17 protein-coding genes are annotated in these 20,519 nt (G+C 51.9%); 6 read left to right on the top strand and 11 right to left on the bottom strand.

All coding sequences use genetic code 11. The features are described from left to right. Nucleotides 1-99: 99 nt before the first annotated feature. From EFB08_RS09610 to mutM, 3 genes are all read right to left on the bottom strand, one after another. Nucleotides 100-723 (bottom strand): hypothetical protein, encoded by a 624-nt coding sequence (locus tag EFB08_RS09610; RefSeq protein ID WP_125077700.1) that lies wholly within the window; start codon nucleotides 721-723, stop codon nucleotides 100-102. A 62-nt stretch (nucleotides 724-785) separates the two neighbouring features. Next, a complete protein-coding gene (locus EFB08_RS09605; protein WP_123126723.1) occupies nucleotides 786-1,388 on the bottom strand; it encodes a hypothetical protein in 603 nt (200 codons plus the stop codon). Nucleotides 1,389-1,616: 228 nt separating this feature from the next. Further along, on the bottom strand, nucleotides 1,617-2,432 hold the full coding sequence (gene mutM / locus EFB08_RS09600; protein WP_123126722.1) for a DNA-formamidopyrimidine glycosylase: 816 nt from the start codon (nucleotides 2,430-2,432) through the stop codon (nucleotides 1,617-1,619). A 134-nt stretch (nucleotides 2,433-2,566) separates the two neighbouring features. On the opposite strand from mutM, the gene EFB08_RS09595 reads away from it, so the two are divergent. The 6 genes from EFB08_RS09595 to EFB08_RS09570 all read left to right on the top strand — a co-directional run bounded on the left by EFB08_RS09595 (nucleotide 2,567) and on the right by EFB08_RS09570 (nucleotide 9,888). Beyond that, nucleotides 2,567-3,472: a helix-turn-helix transcriptional regulator gene (locus EFB08_RS09595; protein WP_125077699.1), complete on the top strand. Its 906-nt coding sequence runs from the start codon at nucleotides 2,567-2,569 to the stop codon at nucleotides 3,470-3,472. A gap of 72 nt (nucleotides 3,473-3,544) precedes the next feature. Next, complete coding sequence (locus tag EFB08_RS09590) at nucleotides 3,545-4,429, top strand: phosphate/phosphite/phosphonate ABC transporter substrate-binding protein (RefSeq protein WP_123126720.1); 885 nt, start codon at nucleotides 3,545-3,547, stop codon at nucleotides 4,427-4,429. Nucleotides 4,430-4,519: 90 nt separating this feature from the next. Beyond that, nucleotides 4,520-5,065 (top strand): YfiT family bacillithiol transferase, encoded by a 546-nt coding sequence (locus tag EFB08_RS09585; RefSeq protein WP_123126719.1) that lies wholly within the window; start codon nucleotides 4,520-4,522, stop codon nucleotides 5,063-5,065. Nucleotides 5,066-5,220: 155 nt separating this feature from the next. Then, entirely contained in the window at nucleotides 5,221-8,739 is a 3,519-nt protein-coding gene (locus EFB08_RS09580; RefSeq protein WP_165864845.1) for a DUF7948 domain-containing protein, read from the top strand. A gap of 173 nt (nucleotides 8,740-8,912) precedes the next feature. Beyond that, entirely contained in the window at nucleotides 8,913-9,473 is a 561-nt protein-coding gene (locus EFB08_RS09575; protein WP_123126717.1) for a hypothetical protein, read from the top strand. A gap of 142 nt (nucleotides 9,474-9,615) precedes the next feature. After that, entirely contained in the window at nucleotides 9,616-9,888 is a 273-nt protein-coding gene (locus EFB08_RS09570; RefSeq protein ID WP_123126716.1) for a (2Fe-2S) ferredoxin domain-containing protein, read from the top strand. A 79-nt stretch (nucleotides 9,889-9,967) separates the two neighbouring features. Here EFB08_RS09570 and EFB08_RS09565 read toward each other — a convergent pair whose 3' ends face one another. The 8 genes from EFB08_RS09565 to EFB08_RS09530 form a co-directional block, all read right to left on the bottom strand. After that, nucleotides 9,968-10,507, bottom strand: coding sequence for a ferritin (locus tag EFB08_RS09565; protein ID WP_123126715.1), 540 nt, complete (start codon nucleotides 10,505-10,507; stop codon nucleotides 9,968-9,970). A gap of 854 nt (nucleotides 10,508-11,361) precedes the next feature. Further along, nucleotides 11,362-11,622: an acyl carrier protein gene (locus EFB08_RS09560; protein WP_123126714.1), complete on the bottom strand. Its 261-nt coding sequence runs from the start codon at nucleotides 11,620-11,622 to the stop codon at nucleotides 11,362-11,364. A 36-nt stretch (nucleotides 11,623-11,658) separates the two neighbouring features. Continuing rightward, nucleotides 11,659-15,036, bottom strand: a complete 3,378-nt coding sequence (locus EFB08_RS09555; protein ID WP_165864844.1) for an efflux RND transporter permease subunit — start codon at nucleotides 15,034-15,036, stop codon at nucleotides 11,659-11,661. Nucleotides 15,037-15,103: 67 nt separating this feature from the next. Then, nucleotides 15,104-16,264, bottom strand: a complete 1,161-nt coding sequence (locus EFB08_RS09550) for an efflux RND transporter periplasmic adaptor subunit (protein ID WP_227006278.1) — start codon at nucleotides 16,262-16,264, stop codon at nucleotides 15,104-15,106. Between the two features lie 9 nt (nucleotides 16,265-16,273). Then, nucleotides 16,274-17,752, bottom strand: a complete 1,479-nt coding sequence (locus EFB08_RS09545) for a TolC family protein (RefSeq protein WP_123126712.1) — start codon at nucleotides 17,750-17,752, stop codon at nucleotides 16,274-16,276. A gap of 3 nt (nucleotides 17,753-17,755) precedes the next feature. Then, nucleotides 17,756-18,370: a TetR/AcrR family transcriptional regulator gene (locus EFB08_RS09540; RefSeq protein ID WP_123126749.1), complete on the bottom strand. Its 615-nt coding sequence runs from the start codon at nucleotides 18,368-18,370 to the stop codon at nucleotides 17,756-17,758. Between the two features lie 347 nt (nucleotides 18,371-18,717). Beyond that, nucleotides 18,718-19,461 (bottom strand): LytR/AlgR family response regulator transcription factor, encoded by a 744-nt coding sequence (locus EFB08_RS09535; protein WP_123126711.1) that lies wholly within the window; start codon nucleotides 19,459-19,461, stop codon nucleotides 18,718-18,720. Continuing rightward, a complete protein-coding gene (locus tag EFB08_RS09530) occupies nucleotides 19,458-20,483 on the bottom strand; it encodes a sensor histidine kinase (RefSeq protein ID WP_123126710.1) in 1,026 nt (341 codons plus the stop codon). The genes EFB08_RS09535 and EFB08_RS09530 overlap by 4 nt, the downstream gene beginning before the upstream one ends. Between the last annotated feature and the right edge of the window lie 36 nt (nucleotides 20,484-20,519).

Here is a 20,519-nt window from a genome sequence, read left to right as displayed (position 1 = left end):
CTATTATTCATTCGGGTGTTGCCTACCAACCGGATTTTAAAAGATTTTCCGCCTGATTTTATTGACTTTTAACAGAGTTCATGTTAGCCACTGTACTTTTTATATCTGTTTTACTCCTGAAAGTGTAATTCTAAAGGTGTCGGTTTTTTTCTTCCCCTTGACATCATGCTCGATTATCAGTTCAGGCCTTTCTTTGTCTTTTTTCCATCCCTTGAACTGAGGCTCTACGAAAGGACCTACTTTGAATAACTGATAATCGCTGTACTCTCCGTCGGTCGCTGTCACCACGTAGACGAAGTTGGAGCAATTGCAGTAATCTAAATCAGGGTCGGCAGGACCGTTACAAACGCTAGCCGCAGTCACCCTGAACTCATCAGCCATGAAAGTGGCCATTGTGTCGGTTGAACTTATTACTTCCGCAAACTCTGAGTCTTTGATTTCACTGATTATCGGTTTTTTGTAGAGTTTATAGGTCGGTGAGTTTCCAGAAACTGTTTTTAATATTGCAGGTGTTTCTTCTTTAGGCTGTATTTCTTGTGCCTTGGCTGTGTTTTCTACTGCTGGTTGCGTCTTCAGTTGAGCATTTAAAATAGCTATGCTGTCCTTTTTGGAGACAAGCTCAGCTTGAAGTTTATTCATTTCACTTCCAGTATCATCTTTCTTGCCTGATTGACAGCCAAATGAAAGAGAAAGAATACTTAGTAGATAGATTAAATTTTTCATTTTATATATTGTGCTAACGTACTTGTGTAAACGGCGGCGAGGCCGTCGGCCGATGCTGGCGTTTACACGTTGTTCTCATTAGTTTTTCTTTTTTGCTTAACAATGAGATTGCAAATTCTTTCTGAATCTGGGTTCTCTGGTTTATAGTAAAGGTTATCAAAACTAACTGCTGATTTATTTTTTGCAAGTTCTGTCTTTACATATGTTGTCAACTGTTCTTCACTATCAGGCGCTAAACCTATGTAGTCGAAATAAACGATATTCTTTTCTTGAAATTCACAAATAATTGCAAACACCTTTTGGTGTCCGAATCCTAAATCCTTGACTTTCCAATAGGGGTTTAGTTCAAAAAATGAGAGCTTCTCTATAATTGAAGCTGTATCCAGTCCGTATTTGTCTTTTAAATAATTTCTTATGGTTTTCGGTTGGATAAAATCGAAGAAGCTTCTTTTTACCCGAATAGGAGCCATTTTAGCTTTCTCGTCACTTTGTTGGTTAGATTGGATTGCTTCTAATATTTTATTTGGGACCCAGTAACCATCGGTTTCTGTCTCTGATTGTGGAACAAACTCAATCCAGAACCTAATCATTTCTCCTTCACTTAAAACAAATGCAGGAACCTCGAAAGTTTTTAGATTGAAGCCATGATTTTGGATAAGCTTCATGTTTTAGATAAGCTTCATGTTTTAAATTAATGAGAACTACCAGCTAAACGGAACACCTACGCTTATCAGCCCTATATCTGCAATCAGGCTTACCGTTTACAAGCTTTACAGACAGATACCTGAGCCTGGCCTTCCGAATATAGTGGATAAGAATAAATTACAAAACTAACCTCCTCTCCTACTTGCACCTAGCTACCAAACCTTAATTACCCTTAGTATACATTTGCGCTAGACCTGGCAATTAGGGCAGAAGTAGGTAGCCCTTCCACCTACATATTTCTTCTGGATGAGCGTCTGGCAGCGGGGGCAATGGAGGTGTGCGTCTTTGGTGGTTGAGGCCGGGGCTTCGTCCCACTCGCGGGCGTGGATGAGGTAGTGGGAGGGGAAATCGCGGTAGATGGCCTCGGCGGCGATGGCGGTCTCCAGTACTTCCCGGATGGAAGAAGCCAGTCGGTCAATTTCGACGGGTTGAAGGGAATCGGCGGGGCGTTCTGGTTCCAGTTGGGCCTGGAAAAGTACTTCATCGGCGATCCAGTTGCCCACGCCGGGGGCAATGCGTTGATCTAGCAGCAGGGACTTGATGGCAGATTTCTTTTTGGCCAATCCCTGGGTGAGTTCCTCGGTGGAAAGGGTGAGCGCATCGGGGCCCAGTTTCTTTTGCAGCCGGAACGCCTCCACACTTTTGGCCAGCCCTATCCTTCCAAACTTACGCGAGTCCACGAAGGCAAACCGGAAACCGTTCTCAAAATAGAATACCGCCCGGGCAAAGCGGGGCGTATCGGCTTCATCGCGGTAAAAGGCCACATCGCCCGTCATCCCGAAGTGCATGGTCACCACCGCTCCTTTTGCCGTGAGCAGGAAAAGCTGCTTGCCAACGCGGTGGGTGCCGGTGAACTGATCTCCCCGCAAGGTCTTTCTGAAATCGTCCAGGTCTACCGTCAATTGCCGTTTGGGGTCCTGCACGTCTACCTCGGCAATGGGCAGGTACAGGCTGGTCTCGTCAATAAAGCGGCGGTAGGTTTCTACCTCGGGTAATTCGGGCATGGGAAAAGCGGTTGCGTTTAGGGCCTGTTTTAAGAAAATCGCGCCTGAAACAGTACCTGTTCTACAACCGCCTGGGGCTGGACATTGTTGCGCAAATCCTGTACTTTCGTTCTGTACCCAACGCTGTGCCACGTATGTCTACTCTGCTGTCAGCCCCGACTTCCCGCATTGCCATTCCCTCCTACTTCGCGCAGTTGCCCGAGCGGGTGGCCTGGTCAACCCAGGACGCCACGTTTGTGGAATACCGCCGGTTCCAGGATTCCATCCAGACGCAGGTGCGGCTAGACAATCACTTGTTCATGGTAGTGCTGCATGGCCAAAAAGAGGTGCACACCCCACAAGGCGACCTGGTGATGCCTGCCGGTACCGGAGGCATCATCCGGAAAGGCTCTTACCTGATGTCTTCGCGCTGCTGCCAGGAGGACCGCTATGAGAGCCTGTTGTTTTTTCTGCCCACTTCCGTTCTACAGAGCTTTGCCCAGGAGCAGGCAAAGGCGCTGCCAAAACCCCAAAACACCTCTTCCCTACAAGTTGGCTTTACCTTTCCGGTGACCTCTTCTCTGGAGCTGTACCTTCAGTCCCTGGTACCCTTTTTCAAACAACCGGCGCTGGCTCCGGCTCCCTTGCTGCACCTTAAACTGCAGGAACTGCTGTGGCAACTTTGGCTGCATGACACCGCGAGCGACTCTTTCAAAACTTTTCTGGCGCAATTACAGGAGATAGCCCGACCCTCCCTCACGGAGTTACTGGAGAAGAATTTCCTGCGGCAGGTGACTTTAGAGGAATTAGCGTTTATGGGCGGTTTTAGCCTTTCTGGCCTCAAAAGGGCATGTCAGCAAACGTACGGGGTGGCACCGGGACAATGGCTGCGGAAACGACGGCTGGAGCACGCGCACTTTCTATTACGCCACTCGCCCGCCCACGTCAGTGAGGTAGCCGATGCGATTGGGTACGAAAGCAGCTCGCATTTTGTGCAGGCCTTCAAACAGCACTTCGGGTACACCCCGGGGAAACGCATGCCTGACCCAACAACGACATAATCTGGACTTCGGCCGATACCCGGCTGCCCTATCTGGTGGGTAGTTTTGCAGAAACCAAAATCCTGCAAAGCCATGAAGCCCCTCCTCCTGTTTTTCCTTTTTTGCGCCGTTTTCTGTAAAACGGCCCAATCCCAACCAAGTGCTCAGAAACCAACGTTGGTGTTGGCAACCTACCCCTATGACCAGAACAATCGGTTAGAGAACCTTCAGCCACTGGCTCACCATTTGGAACAAACGCTGCAACAAGCGGTACGGGCAGTCAGCTATCCTACCGTTTCTGCCTTGCTGGCAGCCATCAGGGCACGGGAAGTGGACGTTGCACTAGTAAATACCTACGGCTTTCTGCTGCTTTCCACGGATACAGTCCCGGTCGTTCGGCCGCTGGCTTCTTTGGTAGTTCCAGAAGGACAAACCACTTACCAAGCCTGCCTTTTCTCCAGTAGATCATCGGGCATCCAGAGCATGGAGGATCTCCGGGAAAGGGCAGCAAAAACTAGGATTGTCCTGGCGGGGGAAAACTCTACTTCGGGGAATTACGCGCAACGGCAATTTTTGCAACAAGCTAGGGTTGGAGCCTTGGAGAAGGCGTTCGCAGAGGTACAGTATGCCCAGAGCCATGCGCAGGTGATCCAACTGGTGAACGCGGGCCTGGCCGAGGTGGGTGCCTGCGGCCTGAATGAATTGAGGCACCAACTACAGAACTGGCAGGTACACCCCGAGGAAATCAACGTACTTTGGACCTCGGGGCAGATTCCGCTGGGGCCGGTAGTGGTGCAGGAAACCATGCCCCAGGCAACTCAGAAGAAAATTCAGCAGGCCCTCACCCAACTGCATGTACAGAACCCCGCGGCTTTCAAGTCGGTTCTGGAGGGCTGGACCGAGGCCGGGGGCGCCTCTAACTTCCGGGCATGTGCGCCTGGTCCTTTCTCCATGGATCTGAAGAAATCTGCCAACTAAATTTATGGTCCTTTCTCAAAAAAGAGGCTTAAAACGCAGCCAAGAATGGTCTATTTCGTTAGATTTGTTTGAGACTAGTTCTTTATCTGCATGGAGACATCAACATTACCCCTTGAACTATTACGGTACCCGGTTGGCCGGTATGAGGCGCCGCCTCTGTATCGTTCTGCTTTTGTAAAACAGTCATTGGCTTCCATTGAGGCGCTGCCCGCCAAGCTGCGTGCCGCCATCCAGGACTTATCTGACGAACAGCTGGATACGCCTTACCGCCCAGGCGGCTGGAGCCTGCGCCAGGTAGTCCATCACCTCGCTGACAGCCATATCAACAGCTACACCCGTTTCCGGTTGGCCCTGACTGAAGATTGCCCGGTGATCAAGCCGTACGAGGAATCTTCCTGGGCGTACCTGCACGATGCCCACTGGGCCCATCCGGCGCTTTCCTTACAGATTTTAGAGGCTTTGCACCAGCGCTGGATAATTCTGCTTCGGTCTTTGTGCATGGAAGAATGGCACCGTACCTTTTACCATCCGCAGGGCGGCGAGAACTATTTGTTCCAGGCAGCGGGCATGTACGCCTGGCACGGAGAGCACCATGTGGGGCATATTGTATCCTTGCGGGAAAGAATGGGCTGGTAATGGAGGTTTTAAGCCTTCTTTTTTAAAAACTTGCTTAAAACAAGGATTATCTGGCAGCAGAAATGTGAAAAATTTTAGCTTATTTTAGTCAGAGATTTTAATTTCTGACAATGTTCCTGCCTGCTCCTTTATTTATAGCATCAGCCTTCTGGACTTTGCTCCAGTACTTCCTGGTGGCTCCCGCTCCCGAAACCGAGCCCGCGTTGGCAGGCACCGCTGAACCCAACCTCTACACCGTTCCCCGTTCCAATACCAATGATGGCCGCACCCTGGAGTTTGTAGAAAACAAAGGACAGTGGCCTAAACAGGTGAAGTACGCCGCAGACATACCGGGTGGCAAGATGTTTCTGCAGCCCAACGGCTTTGTCTACGTGCTGCAAGACCCCGCCAAGGCAGGAAAGCACGGACATTCCCCAGAAACTCCTGTTTCTACTCCTACCCAACGCAAAGCAGCCTCTTCTGAGGTTTTAAGAAGCCACGCGTACTCTGTGACCTTTGAAAATGCCCTTCCGGCCCCGTCACTTCGGCCGCAGGAAGTGACCGAGGGAATCAAGAACTACTACCTGGGCAAAGACCCTAAAAAATGGGGCACCGGTGCCCGAGGGTTCCGAAAGGTTCAATACCAAAGCCTCTACAACGGGGTAGACCTGGCCCTGTACGAGAAAGGGGGCCAACTGAAATATGATCTGCTGGTAGCGGCGGGTACTTCTCCAGACCAGATCAAACTTTCCTACAAAGGACTTACCCAAATAAAGCTTCAGGAAGGCAACCTTCGCCTGGAAACCTCGGTGGGCCATGTTACCGAGCACAAGCCCGTAGCCTACCAGGTAGTACAGAACCAGCGCGTGGCGGTGCCCTGTGTCTACCAACTCAATGAACAGACCCTTTCCTTTCAGTTCCCTCAGAGTTATGACTCCCGCTACCCGCTGGTGATTGACCCTGTGGTGGAATTTTCCTCGTTCACGGGCTCTACTGCCGACAACTGGGGATATACCGCCACCTATGACAGCCAGGGCAACATGTATTCCGGAGGGATTGCCTCCAGCGCGGGTTACCCTGTTACCTTAGGTGCCTTTGACATCAGCTTCGGCGGAAACTGGGACATCGCCATCATCAAGTACAACACCCAAACAATCGGTCCGGCAGCGCGTTTATACGCCACCTACCTGGGCGGCTGGAACACAGAGACGCCTCATAGCCTGGTGGTGAATGCTAACGATGAGCTTTTGGTGCTGGGCACTACCAGTTCTGACGATTACCCCACTTCTGAAGGCGCCCTGAACCGGACCTTTAAAGGTGGCCCGGACATCGCGCCGCTGGGCCTGGGCGGAAACCCTACCTATAGCCGTGGCTCAGACCTGGTGATTACCCGCCTAAGCAGCACCGGAGACCGACTATTGGCCTCTACTTTTTTGGGAGGAACCGATAACGACGGACTCGTGGCCCGAACTACTTTCACCCCTACTCTGGTGCAGAACTACGGTGACCAATACCGGGGAGACATCATCACCGACCCAGACGGAAACGTGTACATCGCCTCGAATACTTCTTCCGGTGATTTTCCGGCTCAGAACGGTTTCCGGTCGCAGTCACATGGCGGCACCAATGACGCGGTAGTCTGCAAGCTATCCCCAGATTTAAGCCAGGTACTGTGGGGCAGTTACTACGGAGGCTCCGGGACAGATGCCGCCTACTCCATCCAGATTGACCCCAGCCGTCAGGTATACGTGTGCGGCGGTACTACCAGCACCACCCTTCCCGGCACTGAACGAGGACTGAAGTCTGCCTCGGCGGGGAACACAGACGGCTTTGTGCTTAAAATCAACGAAGCGGGCACTTCCATCATGGCCGCCACGTTTCTGGGAACTTCGGCTTATGACCAAACCTATTTCCTGCAACTAGACGGCGACCTGAACGTGTACCTGCTGGGGCAGACCTTAGGCAATTACCCGGTGACAAACGGCACGTACCGCAACAACAACGGCCGGCAGTTTCTGCAAAAGCTGAGCAATGACCTGGGTACCACCATTTGGTCAACTGTCTTTGGATCGGGCAGAACAACCATTGACATCTCGCCTACCGCTTTCCTGGTGGATGACTGTCAGCGGATCTACGTCTCAGGTTGGGGCGGAAACTCTAACGGCGGCTTTTACGGAAACGGAAGCACCAACGGTCTGCCCACTACCAGCGGAGCCGTACAGACCACCACCGACGGCGGAGACTTTTACCTCATGCAACTGGGCACCGATGCCAGCGAACTTCTCTACGCCACTTTTTACGGAGGAAACCAAACCATCTCGGGCGGAAGCTACGAGCACGTAGACGGCGGCACCAGCCGCTTCGACAAGAAAGGGTATGTGTACCAGGCCGTGTGCGGGGGTTGTCAGGGCCGTTCTAATTTCCCCATCCCGGGAGGCGCTAACTTCTACTCCAGCACCAACAACAGCATCAACTGCAACAACGCCGCCTTCAAATTTGATTTCGCCGAGGAACTCCGTGCCGATGCTGGCCCTGATCAAGAGATTTGCGTGGAGGCTTCGGCCCTTACCCTGCAAGGTACGCCCAGTGGCGGGGTATGGACCGGCGAGGGCGTTACGCAGGCAGGCGGGGTGTACAGGTTCACACCAACACCCGCCCTGGTGGGTACCCGAACGCTCACCTATACCGTTACCGGAACGGGGGCTTGTTCCATTGCCAACACCATGGTCATGAACGTGCTTCCGCCGGAGCCACACACCATTTCCATTCCAGACACGGTTTTCTGCGCTAATTCCACCGAGGTGATTCCTATGGTAGGCTCTCCGGCCGGAGGGGTCTTCTCGGGCAAAGGGGTTAACGGGTCTACCTTCAATCCGGCTACGGCCGGAGTTGGAAAACACGTGATCACCTACAAAAACGATGGCTCCAATGGCGTCTGCGGCTCTGTGACGCAAACGGTAGAAGTAATCCTGCCCCTGGTTTCCCTTGGCCCCGATACGACCCTTTGCCCGGGCAGCGTGACGCCTTTCCAGTTGCGGGCCAACGTACCCGGCGGCACCTGGAGCGGCGCCAATGTTTCTTCCACGGGGGTTTTCACGCCACCAGCAGGCTTTACCGGCTCCATTGAGGTTACTTATTCCATCAATCAGCCGTGCCCCGTTACCGATACCAAGAAAGTGAACATGCCACCCCGGCCTACCATGGAGGCCCATCTGGCCAACGCCTGCCAGGACAATCCAGAGATCTCGGGCTACGCTCCTTTCAACGCGACTTTCGCCAACGGCACCACCAACGCCGAAAGTTTTACCTGGTCTTTCGGGGACGGCACCGAGTCAAATGAAACGGTTCCGCGCCATGTGTACCAAACCCCGGGCCGGTACAAAGTCACCTTAGTGGCTCGGTATGGTACTGGTTGCGAGGAGTTCCTGGAAGTGGGCGAAGTAGTGGTGGCCCCGCCGTTCATCCCTAACATTTTCACCCCTAACGCCGACGGCAAAAACGACACCTTTGTGCAGCACTTCAGCTGTCTCCCCACGGAGATCATCGTCTATGACCTATGGGGAAAACAGGTGTACCAGCAGAAAATATACAACCAGAAGTGGGACGGCGGCAAGCTCTCTGAAGGCACCTATTTCTACATCCTGAAAGACACCGAGGGCAACATGGCCAAAGGCTGGGTGGAAATCCTGAAGTAGGGTTTCCCGCCTGTTTTCCCAAAAGAACGCCGAAAACAGAAACCAGACAAAGAGGTATTCCCCGGATTAATTTCTGTTTTCGGCTTCCTTTCAAAGAACCGCGCAGGAAACGAACTCTTCTATTCCCGGTATAGTTTTAATACTTTTAGGACTTTATCTTATTTGAACATACTATGCCAATACGCAGTAGACGCACCTTAGGCGTTCCTACTTTCTCGCTTCCGCTCTCGGGGCAATTCATGCCCGCCATTCTCCTGATTATTGTGGGGTTAGGTCTCCTGATCTTCAAAAGCCTGACGCAGGAAGTGAAGACAGAGCAGGAACTGGTGGTGAAAGAAGGAACCTTTATCAATTACTCTTTCAAGAAAACCCCCGAGGGCGAAAGAGACTACGGCATTTGGCTCAAGGAGTTTGCCGAACGATTTGAACTCACCGGCCGCGAGGAAGCCAATTTTGATACCGCCGCTTTCCGGGCCGCCATCAAACCCGGCGATCGCCTGCGGGTGGAATATAGTAACAAGGAAGATTTGCTCGAAAACGGAGGCGTGCGCAAGCTGTACGGCCTTACTGCCCCAAGCAAAAACCTCCAGTTCTTCTTGGGCAAAGACATTGTGGCTAAAGAAAACAGCGGTGTTCTCACCTACGCCATCTACGGGTTCCTGACCTTTGGAATAGGACTGTACCTCTGGCAACTCTATAAATCACAGCGCCAGCGCAGCCCCTACGAAGAATAACCTTTCAAAAGCCTCTGCCTATTTTGGTGCCGTTTTTCAGAAACGAGCCCTAAAAGGCAGAGGCTTTTAAGTTTCCCGAAGCCGGTGAAGCAGCTAATATGGCGACTATGCGTACAACAGAGCAGAGAGCATTCCAAGATGTATGAGTAAACACCCCAACACTCCCCGCCAGGTGATCTACGCCTGCGGAAGCGGCAAATGCCAGAAACACGGCGGCAAGGAAATCAGGAAAACCATGCGAGACCAGCTCAAGATGGCGGGCCTCAAAGACGAGGTAGAGATCATTAAAACCGACTGCACCGACCGGTGTAAGCACGGCCCCATCTTCAGTATACAACCCCAGAACCTCTGGCTCCAGGACATGACTGAAGGACAAATCTTACAGATTTTCCGGGAACAGGTACTAGGCAAATAAAAAACCTCTCAGACTTACGGGCCTGAGAGGTTTTCTTTACTTTAATTATACCTTATTTTACGAATCACTTCATCGAAGGTTACTCGCCGGCAGTGTCATTATCGTATTTAATTTTGCGCACGTTTTTGTCAATTTCCCAGCGGCCGGTGCCTTCCTCCCCAATCACATCAAACAGTTCCAGGGCGCGACGAGCGACGTACTCCTCTTCTACCTGTTCTTTCAGGAACCACTGCAGAAATTGGAAGGTCATGTAATCGCGCGACTTCATGCACTGGTCGGCGAGCCGATTGAACTGCTGCGTCACGAAGATCTCCTGCTGCAGCGCCTTTTCAAACACATCGCGGAACGAGTCAAACTCCTGCGGAATGCCCACCACCTCGGGCGACACGGCATGCCCGCCCAGATCACCCACGAAGTTGAAGAGTTTGAGCATATGCTCCCGCTCTTCATGGCTCTGCTTCATGAAATAATCGGCACTGTAGTCAAAGCCCTGGCGGTTGCACCAGGAAGACATGGCCAAATACGTGGCCGACGAATGGGCTTCTACTTTTATCTGTTCGTTCAAGAGCGTCTCTATTTCTTCAGAAAGGGAGGTACGCAGTCTCAATAAATCTTTCATGGCAAGTATCTCTGATAATTTAGGCTCTGCTTTGCATAAGCGCCTTAACTCAAATATACCCATAAAAGCCCCGATTGGTTCTTGTCAAACCCTCATTTACCGTAATACAGATTAAGTCTAAATTCACGCAGAAACCGCCTTTCTATAACTTTCTAGGATTCACCCTACCTTTCTGTTTTAGCCTTCCTTTCACCAAAACTCTCTTGAAACACGTCAAAAAAGCAAGGTCCACAAGACGAAGAAATACACAACACCTGGCAAAACGAAACCACCAACCCTGCGGCAGGTCGGGACGCAGGCCTACGTGAGGCCGAGGCACGGCCTGCCGCACGGAAGAACAATACAAGTGGCTATAACCCACGCTCACCATGCAACAGAGGACGGAAGCGGGGTGTCACAACTTCTGAAGAAAAGACTGTCTGGGCGTCAGCGAGTTTCTTTTCTTCTTGATTCTTTTGGTTACTTTTCTCATCAAGGAGAAAAGTGACAAACGCGGGCAGACCGCGACTTCAGCTCTGAGGCTTGGTAGGACGAGATTGGAAGGTAAAGGCTTATAGCAAACCGGAGAGGCAATTCTGGTCGTTGGTGAGAACACCAACAACGGCGGAAGTAGCTGCTCCTGATGCCGTTTTGAGGCTGTCGCCTCACTGATTTACAAACTTCAGATCATATTAGGTCCAAGTCACAGTCTTGAACCATGCAACCAGAAAGATACTGTGCTTCTTGGAACAAAATACTTTTCCTTCAAATTTCTGAAAACACCCAAAAAACGCTGCCCTACCATTACAGAAAGAAAGGCAGAAGGAAAATCCCGCTGCCTTTCGAAGTCAAAAATGAGCAATTAAATAAAGGGGTTAGCTAGCCTGGCGCATGGTGTGCGTAGACACGTAGTCCACGAAATCACCCACGGTATTCAGAGGCACTTCATCTGGGATCACGATCTTAAAGTTTTTCTCCAGTTCCCAGATAATGGAAACCACATCAACGGTGTCAAACCCAAGTTCTTTGCTTAGGTCGGCAGAGGCCCGGAGACGGGATGGCTTTATCTCTCTGGTCTTGCTGATAATTCGTACGACTTGACGGGTAACAGAGGGGGTTGTATGGGCAGTAATCATATAGATAAAATATTAAAGGGTCCTTATTCAAACAAATCAGCCTACCAGTACCGCCTCTTTCTTGCGGCGTTTAGGAAGCACCCGGTTCTTGATTTTCTCATTGATCAGGTACATCATAGGCACTACCAACAGGGTAAGGAACGTAGCAAAGCTTAAGCCAAAAATGATGGTCCAGGCCAGGGGTCCCCAGAAAGTCACGTTCTCGCCGCCAAGGAAGAAGTGCGGGTTAAACTCCGTGAAGAGCGTAAAGAAGTTGAAATTCAACCCGATGGCCAATGGAATCAAGCCTAGAATGGTGGCGGTGGCAGTAAGTACAACCGGACTCAAACGTGTTTTACCGGCCATCACAATCGCTTCTTTCAGTTCCATTCCTTCGCCCATCAACACATCTGTGAATTCAACCAGTAGAATCCCGTTCTTCACCACGATTCCCGCCAACGCGATAATCCCAATCCCGGTCATCACGATGGACATATCCATATTAAAGACAGAGAAACCCAGCAATACCCCTATCACAGAAAAGATAACTTCTGATAAAATTATCAGCGATTTTGAAACCGAGTTAAACTGCGTCACTAAGACCAGGAAGATCAGCCCCATAGAGGCAATACCGGCTAGGGAAAGGAAATCCATGGTTTCTTTTTGGTCTTCCTGCTCACCACCCATCCTGATCTCATAGCCTTCCGGTGCCGGAAAACGGTCTAGGGCAGTCTGGATGTTGGCCACCACCTCATTGGGGTTGTAACCACCCAACACGTTGGAAGAAAGGGTAATCACCCGCTTCAGGTTCTTGCGCTTTATGCCCCCGTACGTAGTGGAATACTTGATGCTGGCTACCGCCGAGACCGGCACCTGGCGTACCATGCCCGAAGCATCTCTGAAGGTGAGCACCATACCCATAAGCTGGTCAATGTTCTTGCGGTACTGCTCGGCTAATCTGATCTGGATGGGGTATTCATCTTCATCGCGCTTAAACTTGGAAGCCTCTTTCCCGAAAATAGCTGTCCGGAGCTCAGAGCCAATCTGAGCGGTACTCAGGCCCTCGCGGTTGGCACGTACTCTGTCAATTTCCACTGTGATCTCGGGGTTCTTGTCCTCTAAATCTGTACGCAGGTCCTCTATGCCGCCAATCTGCGCCGAGTCCAGGTAGCGCTGCACGTTCTTGGAGACCTGGATGAGCCCGGCAAAATCCTCGCCGGCAATTTCCACCACAATAGGCTTGCCCACGGGCGGACCGTTCTGCTCCTGCTCCACCGTGATCTCGGCGCCTGGTATTCTTTTTACCGCTTCGCGGATATCGTCCAGATACTTAGCGGTGCTCACGCCTGGTTCGCGGTACTGGTACTCCACAAATGCTACCGTCACCCGGCCTTTGTTAGATTCGGCCTGACGGCTTCCCGCCATCGGGTCACCAGCACCTACCGCCACATTGGAAATAATAGATTCCACGTTGGGGTTCTTCTCCCCTACCACCTTGAACACCCGCCGTTCCACCACCTTGGTAATAGAATCTGTCACCGACTGATCCGTACCCACGGGCATGCTGATGTAGGTGTAGATGAAGTTGGGATCGCCTTGTGGGAAGAACACTACTTTAGGCGCTCTGAGGGCGGTTACCACAAAAGAGAGGAAAAGCAAACCCACTACAAACGCCACTACTTTGTATGGCCGTCGGCCCACCAGCATCCACCGCAATAGCCGCTCATAACGGGACATGAAAGCAGGCAGCACCCGGCTCTGGAATTTGTTGATCCAACCGGTGAAAACGAACTTGTTCAAGGCCACAAAAGCCATAAGTACCACCACTAGACTGCCAATTCCTATCCAGCCGAAGGCAAAGCTCAGCAAGGCCAAACCGCCCATGATGAGCATACTTAGGCGGAAGTTCTTTCTCTCTTTCTCCGGATGATGGCCTCTTTTCATAAAAGACACCGCAAACACCGGGTTGATGATAAAGGCTACCACCAGCGAGGCCATGAGGGTAAGAATAAGCGTGATGGGCAGATAGAACATGAACTCACCCACAATACCGGGCCAGAACGCCAAAGGCAGAAACGGCGCTACCGTGGTAAGCGTACCCGCCAACACCGGCAGAAACACCTCACCCGCCGCCATCTTCGCGGATTTGGCGATGTTCCAGTTGGTTTCATGAAAGATGCGGTGCGTGTTTTCAATCACCACAATGGCATCATCCACCACAATTCCCAAGGCCAGCAGGAACGAGAACAGCACAATCATGTTCAGCGAGAACCCAATCATAGGCATGATCAGAAAGGCGATGAACATGGAGATGGGTACCGACAGCCCCACGAACAAAGCGTTGGTGGTGCCCATGAAGAACATCAGAATCAACGTCACCAGAATAAACCCGATGATGATGGTATTGATGAGGTCATTGAGGGTGTGGCGCGTACTGGTGGACTGGTCACCGGTGATGGTGATTTTCAGGCTCTCGGGCAGCGTGGTGCCGTGCGCTTCCTCCACAATGGCGTTGATCTTGTCTGAGGCCTCAATCAGGTTCTCGCCGCTGCGTTTCACTACATTGAGCGTAATTACCGGTTGATTGTCCAGGCGGGCGAAGCTCTCGCGCTCCTCAAAGGTATCTGTGACCTGCGCGATGTCTCTTAGATAGATGTTACCGCCGTTCAGAGACTTCACCACGATGTCACCAATAATGGCTGGATCGGTGTACTGGCCTACTACGCGCACGGCCCGTTTCATGTCGCCCACGCGCACGGTACCGCCCGAGATGGTCATGTTTTCGGTGAAAATGGCCCGCTCTACGTCGCCAAAGGTCACGCCGGCTACCTGCATCTTGTACATGTCCATGTTGACTTGCACTTCCTGTTCAAGCGCGCCCACAATGTCTACCCGGGTGATCTCGGGCAAGGTCTCGATGCGGTCCTGCAAATCCTCGGCAAATTGCTTCAGTTTCTCGGCGCTGAAATTTCCTGAGAGGTTCACGTACATAATGGGCATCTCAGAAAAGCTGATTTCCTGCACGTTAGGGGCCTGGGGCAAATCGGTGGGCAGATCGGTTTGGGCCTTGTCCACGGCGTCTTTCACCCGCTGCTTGCCCACTTCCACCTCCACATCAGTGTTGAACTCCACGTTGATCATCGCGAAGTCCTGCATAGAAGTAGAGGTCACCCGTTTCACCCCGTTGAGCGACTTGATCTGCTTCTCAATGGGCCGGGTGACCAGGTTCTCCATGTCTGAGGGCGAGGTGCCGGGGTACACCGTGGTCACAATCATGGTGGGAATCACGATGTCCGGGAAGTTCTCTTTCTGCAGGCGGTTGTAGGCCAGAATACCCGCCAGCGAGATAATGAGCACGATGAAGTAGATACTGGTGCGGTTATCAATGGCCCAACTGGTGGGCTTGAATTCCTTTATGTTATGAGATTGTTCCATTTGGCTGGATGTTGGGAAGCCCGATTATCGCGGAAGTGCGTTTTGGGGCCTCTTTTTGAAAAACTCCTTAGAAACTCACCGGCTGACCTTCGTTCAGGTTCTGCGCACCGGCCCTAATTACCTGGTCATTGGCATTAAGACCAGTCAAAACCTCCACTTTGCCGCCGTATGAGGTACCCGTGGTGATGTTCCGTTTCACCGCCAAGCGCTGGCCGCCTTTCTGCTCCACCACGTACACGAAGTTGCCTTGCTCGTCTTTCTGCACAATGTCCAGCGGAAGAGTAAGGGCGTTCTCTTTGGCATAATCCTGGATGCGAACCACGGCCACCATGTTAGGACGCAGGTTCACTTTGCCCTGCTCCGAGGGTTTCACGCCCAGTTCCACCGTAAAGGCCCGATTAGTAGGATTGATGTTACTACCCACCACGCGCACCGTGGTCATGATCTCCTGGTTCAGATCAGGGAAGAGCACCAACGCATCATCGCCTTTCTTGATTTTGGCAGCGTACGCCTCAGACACCTCCGCCACAATCTTACCGCTGCTGGCGTTGACTAACCGAATGATGCCCATACCAGGCGCTACCGCTTCCCCGGACTTTGGAACCACCTGGTCCACCTCGCCGGATATAGGCGCTTTCACGATGTACTGCGCCCGGGCGGCCTGCATAGCGGCCAATTGGCGCTCCAGGCTTTCCACATTGTTTTTGGCGGTCAGGTACTGGATTTCGGTACCGATTTTCTGATCCCAGAGGTTTTTCTGCTTCTGGTACACCGTGCGGGCCAGATCAAGGTTAGGGCGCAGGGCGGCAATCTGCTGGTCCAGCGGGCCGGCGTCAATGGTAGCCAGGGTCTGTCCGCGGCTCACGCGGTTACCGGGGTCTACGCGGAGGCTGGTGAGTACGCCGGGTACTTTGGGGCTCACCATCACATTCTGGTCGAAGTCTACGCGGCCCTGCACTTCCAGGTAATGGCGGAAAGTCTCGGGTTGCACGCTCATCACGGAGACGGGAACCGCCGCTACTTTGGGCGCAGGGCCTTTGCCTTCTTTCTGCAATTCGGTTTCCAGTTGGGTTATCTGGGTGGTCAGCTCGGCCTGTTGTTTTTTGAGTTCGGCTAATTGGGTCGCTTTGTCTTTTTCGCCCTGTCCGCAGCCAGAGGCTAGTAGCGCCATGGATATAAAGCCGGTGATAAGGTAGATTTTCATAGAAGATACAAATGAGAGGTTCATGGGTCAGGGTTATTTCAGGAGTAAGGCGCCCGTGGCACGATCGGCGTCTACCTGGGCAATCAAGGCGTCATAGAGGGCACTGTAGTAGCTAGTCTGGGCTGCACGCAGATCGGTCTCGGCGGTAATCACTTCTAGGTTGGAACCCACGCCCTCCTGGTACTTAATGCGCGACACCCGGGCAATCTCCTCGGCCAGTTCCAGGTTCTGACGCTGGGCCTGCAAAACGCTCAAGGTGTTCTCTACCGTCACATCAGATTGGCGTAGCTGGAGGTCAATGGATTGTTGCAGCTGTTCAAAGCCAAGTTTCACGTTTTCGAGCTGAATTCGGGATTGCTGCACCTGGTAACTTTTGCGCAAGCCGTCAAAGATGGGCACCTGCAAACTCACGCCTACCACCCCAAAGTCAAACCAGTTGCGGGTAGTGGTATTGTTGGCGCCCGCCTTTACATCCAGTAGTTTCCCGGCTGTGTTCCCCACGCCGTTATACCCGTAGTTGGCGTTCAGCAACAGCCGCGGCCAGTACCCCGATTTGATGTTGCGCTGTTGCAGAAGGGCCAGATCGCGCTGGGTTTCCAGAATGGAGTATTCAATGCGGTTGGCGTATTGAAAGCTGCTGTAGTTGATTCTGGGCTTGGCGTTGGCCAGGCTGCTTTCATTTAGTTGGTCGGTGAGCAGGATGGGCTGCGTTTGCGGAAAACCCATCTGAAACTTGAGCAACTGCTCGCCCAACACCAGCAACCGTTGGGCTTTGTCGCGGTCAATCTTGAGGTTGTTGTAGCTTACCTTAAGGCGGTCCACGTCCAGCTTCTCCACGAAGCCATTGGTGTTCATGACGGTGGTTTGGCGCAGCAGGGTGTCCAGCCGGGCGAGGTTCTGGTCCAGCAACTTGATCTGCTCTCCGGCCACCAGCACGCTGTAATACGCCTTGCTCACCTGCTCGGCCACTTCAATTTCGCCCTGTTGCGTGCTCTTTTTGGAAAGTTGGGTGTACGTAGAGGCTGCCCGCAAGCCAATGAGGTACGACCCGTCAAACAGCAACTGGGAAGCCGAAAGAGCGGCGGCGCCGGTCCAAGGCTGCACGAACGTGATCGCCTGCGGCCCCGACATTCCCTCGGGCACGGTATAGGTGGGCGTGAGCACAATGTCCTGCCCCGAGTTGAGCTGCTGTTGCGTGATGGTGAAGTTGTTTAACTGTCCGCCTCCGCCAAACGCGCTGAAATCTACAATGGATTTTTGCTGGATAAAGTTGTTGCTGATGTCTACGCCAGCGTTCACCTGCGGCAACCCGATGGCCCGCACCTCCCCCACTTTGGCTTTGTCAATCTGTTCCTGGTTGCGCAGCGTCTTCAGGTTAGGACGGTTCTGGAGCGCGTACTGAATGGCCTGTTGCAGCGAAAACGCCTGCTCCTGTGCCATGACGGGCCTTGGAGCGAGTAAAGTAAGCAGCCAGCCTAGCAAAAGCCAACTGACGGAGATGCGCTTTTTCATACCTTATTCTTCTTCAATAATCTGTTTATAATGGTTGATCAACTTATGTCCTTTGAGTGTGGCCAAGCCCAGCATAAAGTGCTCCAGCAAGGCGATCTGTACTTTCTGCAGGTCAAATTGGGTGGCAGGATAGGTTTCTGAGTCGAAGCCCAGTTCTACCTCGGCTAGCCTAAGGCGCGCCAGAATCTCCACGTCAAGGTCTTGCCGGAAGAGCTTTTCTTTGATGCCTCGTTGAATGTGTTCCTGAGTCTGTTTTAAAAAGAAATTGTTCTTGTGCTCCTGCCAAAGGCGCCAGGAAGTGGGGTGGTATTTCTGCAAGTCATAAAAGATACTGGGGTGCATCTGCCGCATGAGCCCCCGTACCATTTCCACAATCTGAAACATGGCTTCCATGGCATTTGAAGAAGTATTGATGGCCTCGCAACAAGTACCCTCCATCTTTTGAATGTATTGCTGCATGCTCTCAAACACCACTTCATCTTTGTTATCGAACCACTTGTAAATGGTCTTTTTAGACATCCCCATTCGGGAGGCCACGTCATCCATAGACACTGATTTTATTCCCTTCTGAAAGAAAAGGGCCAGTGCTTCGTGTAGTATTCTATCCTTGATTTCCATCCTTTTTCCGTGAATCTGGCCTAAACCTATGGAAACATTTTTGGTTTCCAAAGTTTCCATCATCTACAGAAAAGGCACTAAAAACCCCTGACTATCTGAACTATACAAATAATCACATCAGCCTAAGAAGTGTTAAAATGATATCCTAAATAAGGAGATTACCAGGAGTGGCTTTCAAACAATCTCCCTGTAATAAGGCAGATAAGGGGCCGTTACCTGGGAGGCATTTTCCTGTTTTGGATTCGGTTTAGAGAAACCAGGCCGAAAACCCAGGAAAGTGGTACCGCTCCTCCTTTGATTCCGCCTGTTTTATTTTTTTCGTTTTTAGCCTAAATTTTTTCTATTAACTATATCCCGAGAACGGCTTTCAGTTTAGGGTAGCCGGTTTTGCTAAGCGGAATGCGGGTGCCGTTGCGGAGCAGGGCCACGTGAGTTTCTTTCTCCAGCGGTTCTATGCGGGTGAGTTGGTCCAGGGCCAGAATGTACGAGCGGTGCACCCGCACAAACTTGCCGTTCTCCAGCGTCTTCTCATAGTAGCCCATGGTCTTCTTCTTCAGAAAGCAGCCGTACGCCGTGTGGATCTTCACATAATCATCGTAAGCTTCCAGGTACTGGATGTCGTGCACGGGAATGATCCGGATGTCGTTGTTCACCTTTACCACAATGCGCACCTGCTCCTCGGGCTGCTTGGCGGTGATTTCCTCCAGCACTCTCACTGCGACTTCGGGTACCGGTTTCTGCTGCTTTTGGCGCCATTTCTTCAAAGCGGCATCAAAACGCTCCTGAGTGAAAGGCTTGAGCAGGTAATCTACGGCGTTGGTCTCGAAGGCCTTGATGGCATACTCATCAAACGCGGTGGTGAAAATCACGCTGGGCACCGCCTCCACCAGTTCCAGCATCTCAAAGCCGTTGATTTTGGGCATCTGGATGTCCAGGAACACCAACTCGGGTTGGTGCTGCAGGATGGCTTTCACGCCCTCAAACCCGTTGTTACACTCCTGCACCATCTCCATGTCGGGGTAGTTTTGCAGGTATTCGCAGACAATGCTGCGGGCCAAAGGTTCGTCATCAATTACCAGGCACTTGATCATGGTTTCTGCGGGATTTTAACGGTGGTGATGAAAACGTTGTCTTGCTGATGGGTTGTGAGTAGATCGGTGCGGGCGTACAAGAGGTACAGTCGCCTTCGCACCGAATCCAGCCCAAAGCCGGTGCCCTGCTTGTGCTGCAGCAGCGCGGAGTCAAAAGGATTCAGGGTGCTGATGACCAGCATGGAATCCTGCATGGTAGCGGTAATCTTGATTAAAATATCGTCAATGGTATCATACAAGCCAAACTTAATGGCGTTTTCCACGATGGGCTGCAGCAGCAGGTACGGCAACTGCAGCTTCAAACTCTCTTCCTGGTAATTTACCTGAGTCTGCAAACGGTGCCCGAAACGCACTTTTTCAATCTCCAGGTAAATCTGCAGGTGCTGCAGTTCATCAGAGAGCGGCACCATGGTCTGGTCATCTTTCCTGAGCGTTCCTCTCAGGAAATCAGAAAGCTGCTGCACCATTTTCTTGGCCTGGTCGGGCTTGGTTTTCACCAGCGCACTGATGGAGTTCAGGCTGTTGAACAGGAAGTGCGGTTGCAACTGCTGCCGTAGGTTAAACAACTCGGCCTCGCGGGCCAGTTTCTCAGTGGCGGTTTTGCGTTCCTCGGCTTCCTGCTTTTCGCGGGCATAATACCAGAGCCAGTTCTGCAACACAATAAACAGGATCATGAGCCAAGCAAAAGCGAGTCGCACAAAAAAGGTTTTGTCTACAAAGGCCAGGTATTCTGTCTGCATGCCTAACAAATGCTCTACTCCAGTATCCCAGAGCACCAAACTGATCATGGCCACGCCCAAACTCCAGCCCATTAAATACACCACCTGTCGTCCGCCGGGCCGGTAGAAGCGCAGCGCCAAAGACATAACGTAGCCGCTGCCCACCACTAAACCACTGCTTAAGGAGGCGTCTTTCCAGGCCAGTTCTACCGGAAAACCGGCCTGGTAAATCACCACGGTTTGCACCGCCGCCCACAGCAAGGCCCAACCCAGGTACAGCAGAATAACCTTAAAAGAAGACATGAACCAGATGAGTTAGTGTGCGCATTTAATTGAACA

The sequence above is a fragment of the Rufibacter latericius genome, assembly GCF_003721515.1.
Classification (GTDB): Bacteria; Bacteroidota; Bacteroidia; order Cytophagales; family Hymenobacteraceae; genus Nibribacter; species Nibribacter latericius.
Note: the sequence above shows the minus strand (reverse complement) of the source record. Positions and strands in the feature narration are given on the sequence as shown.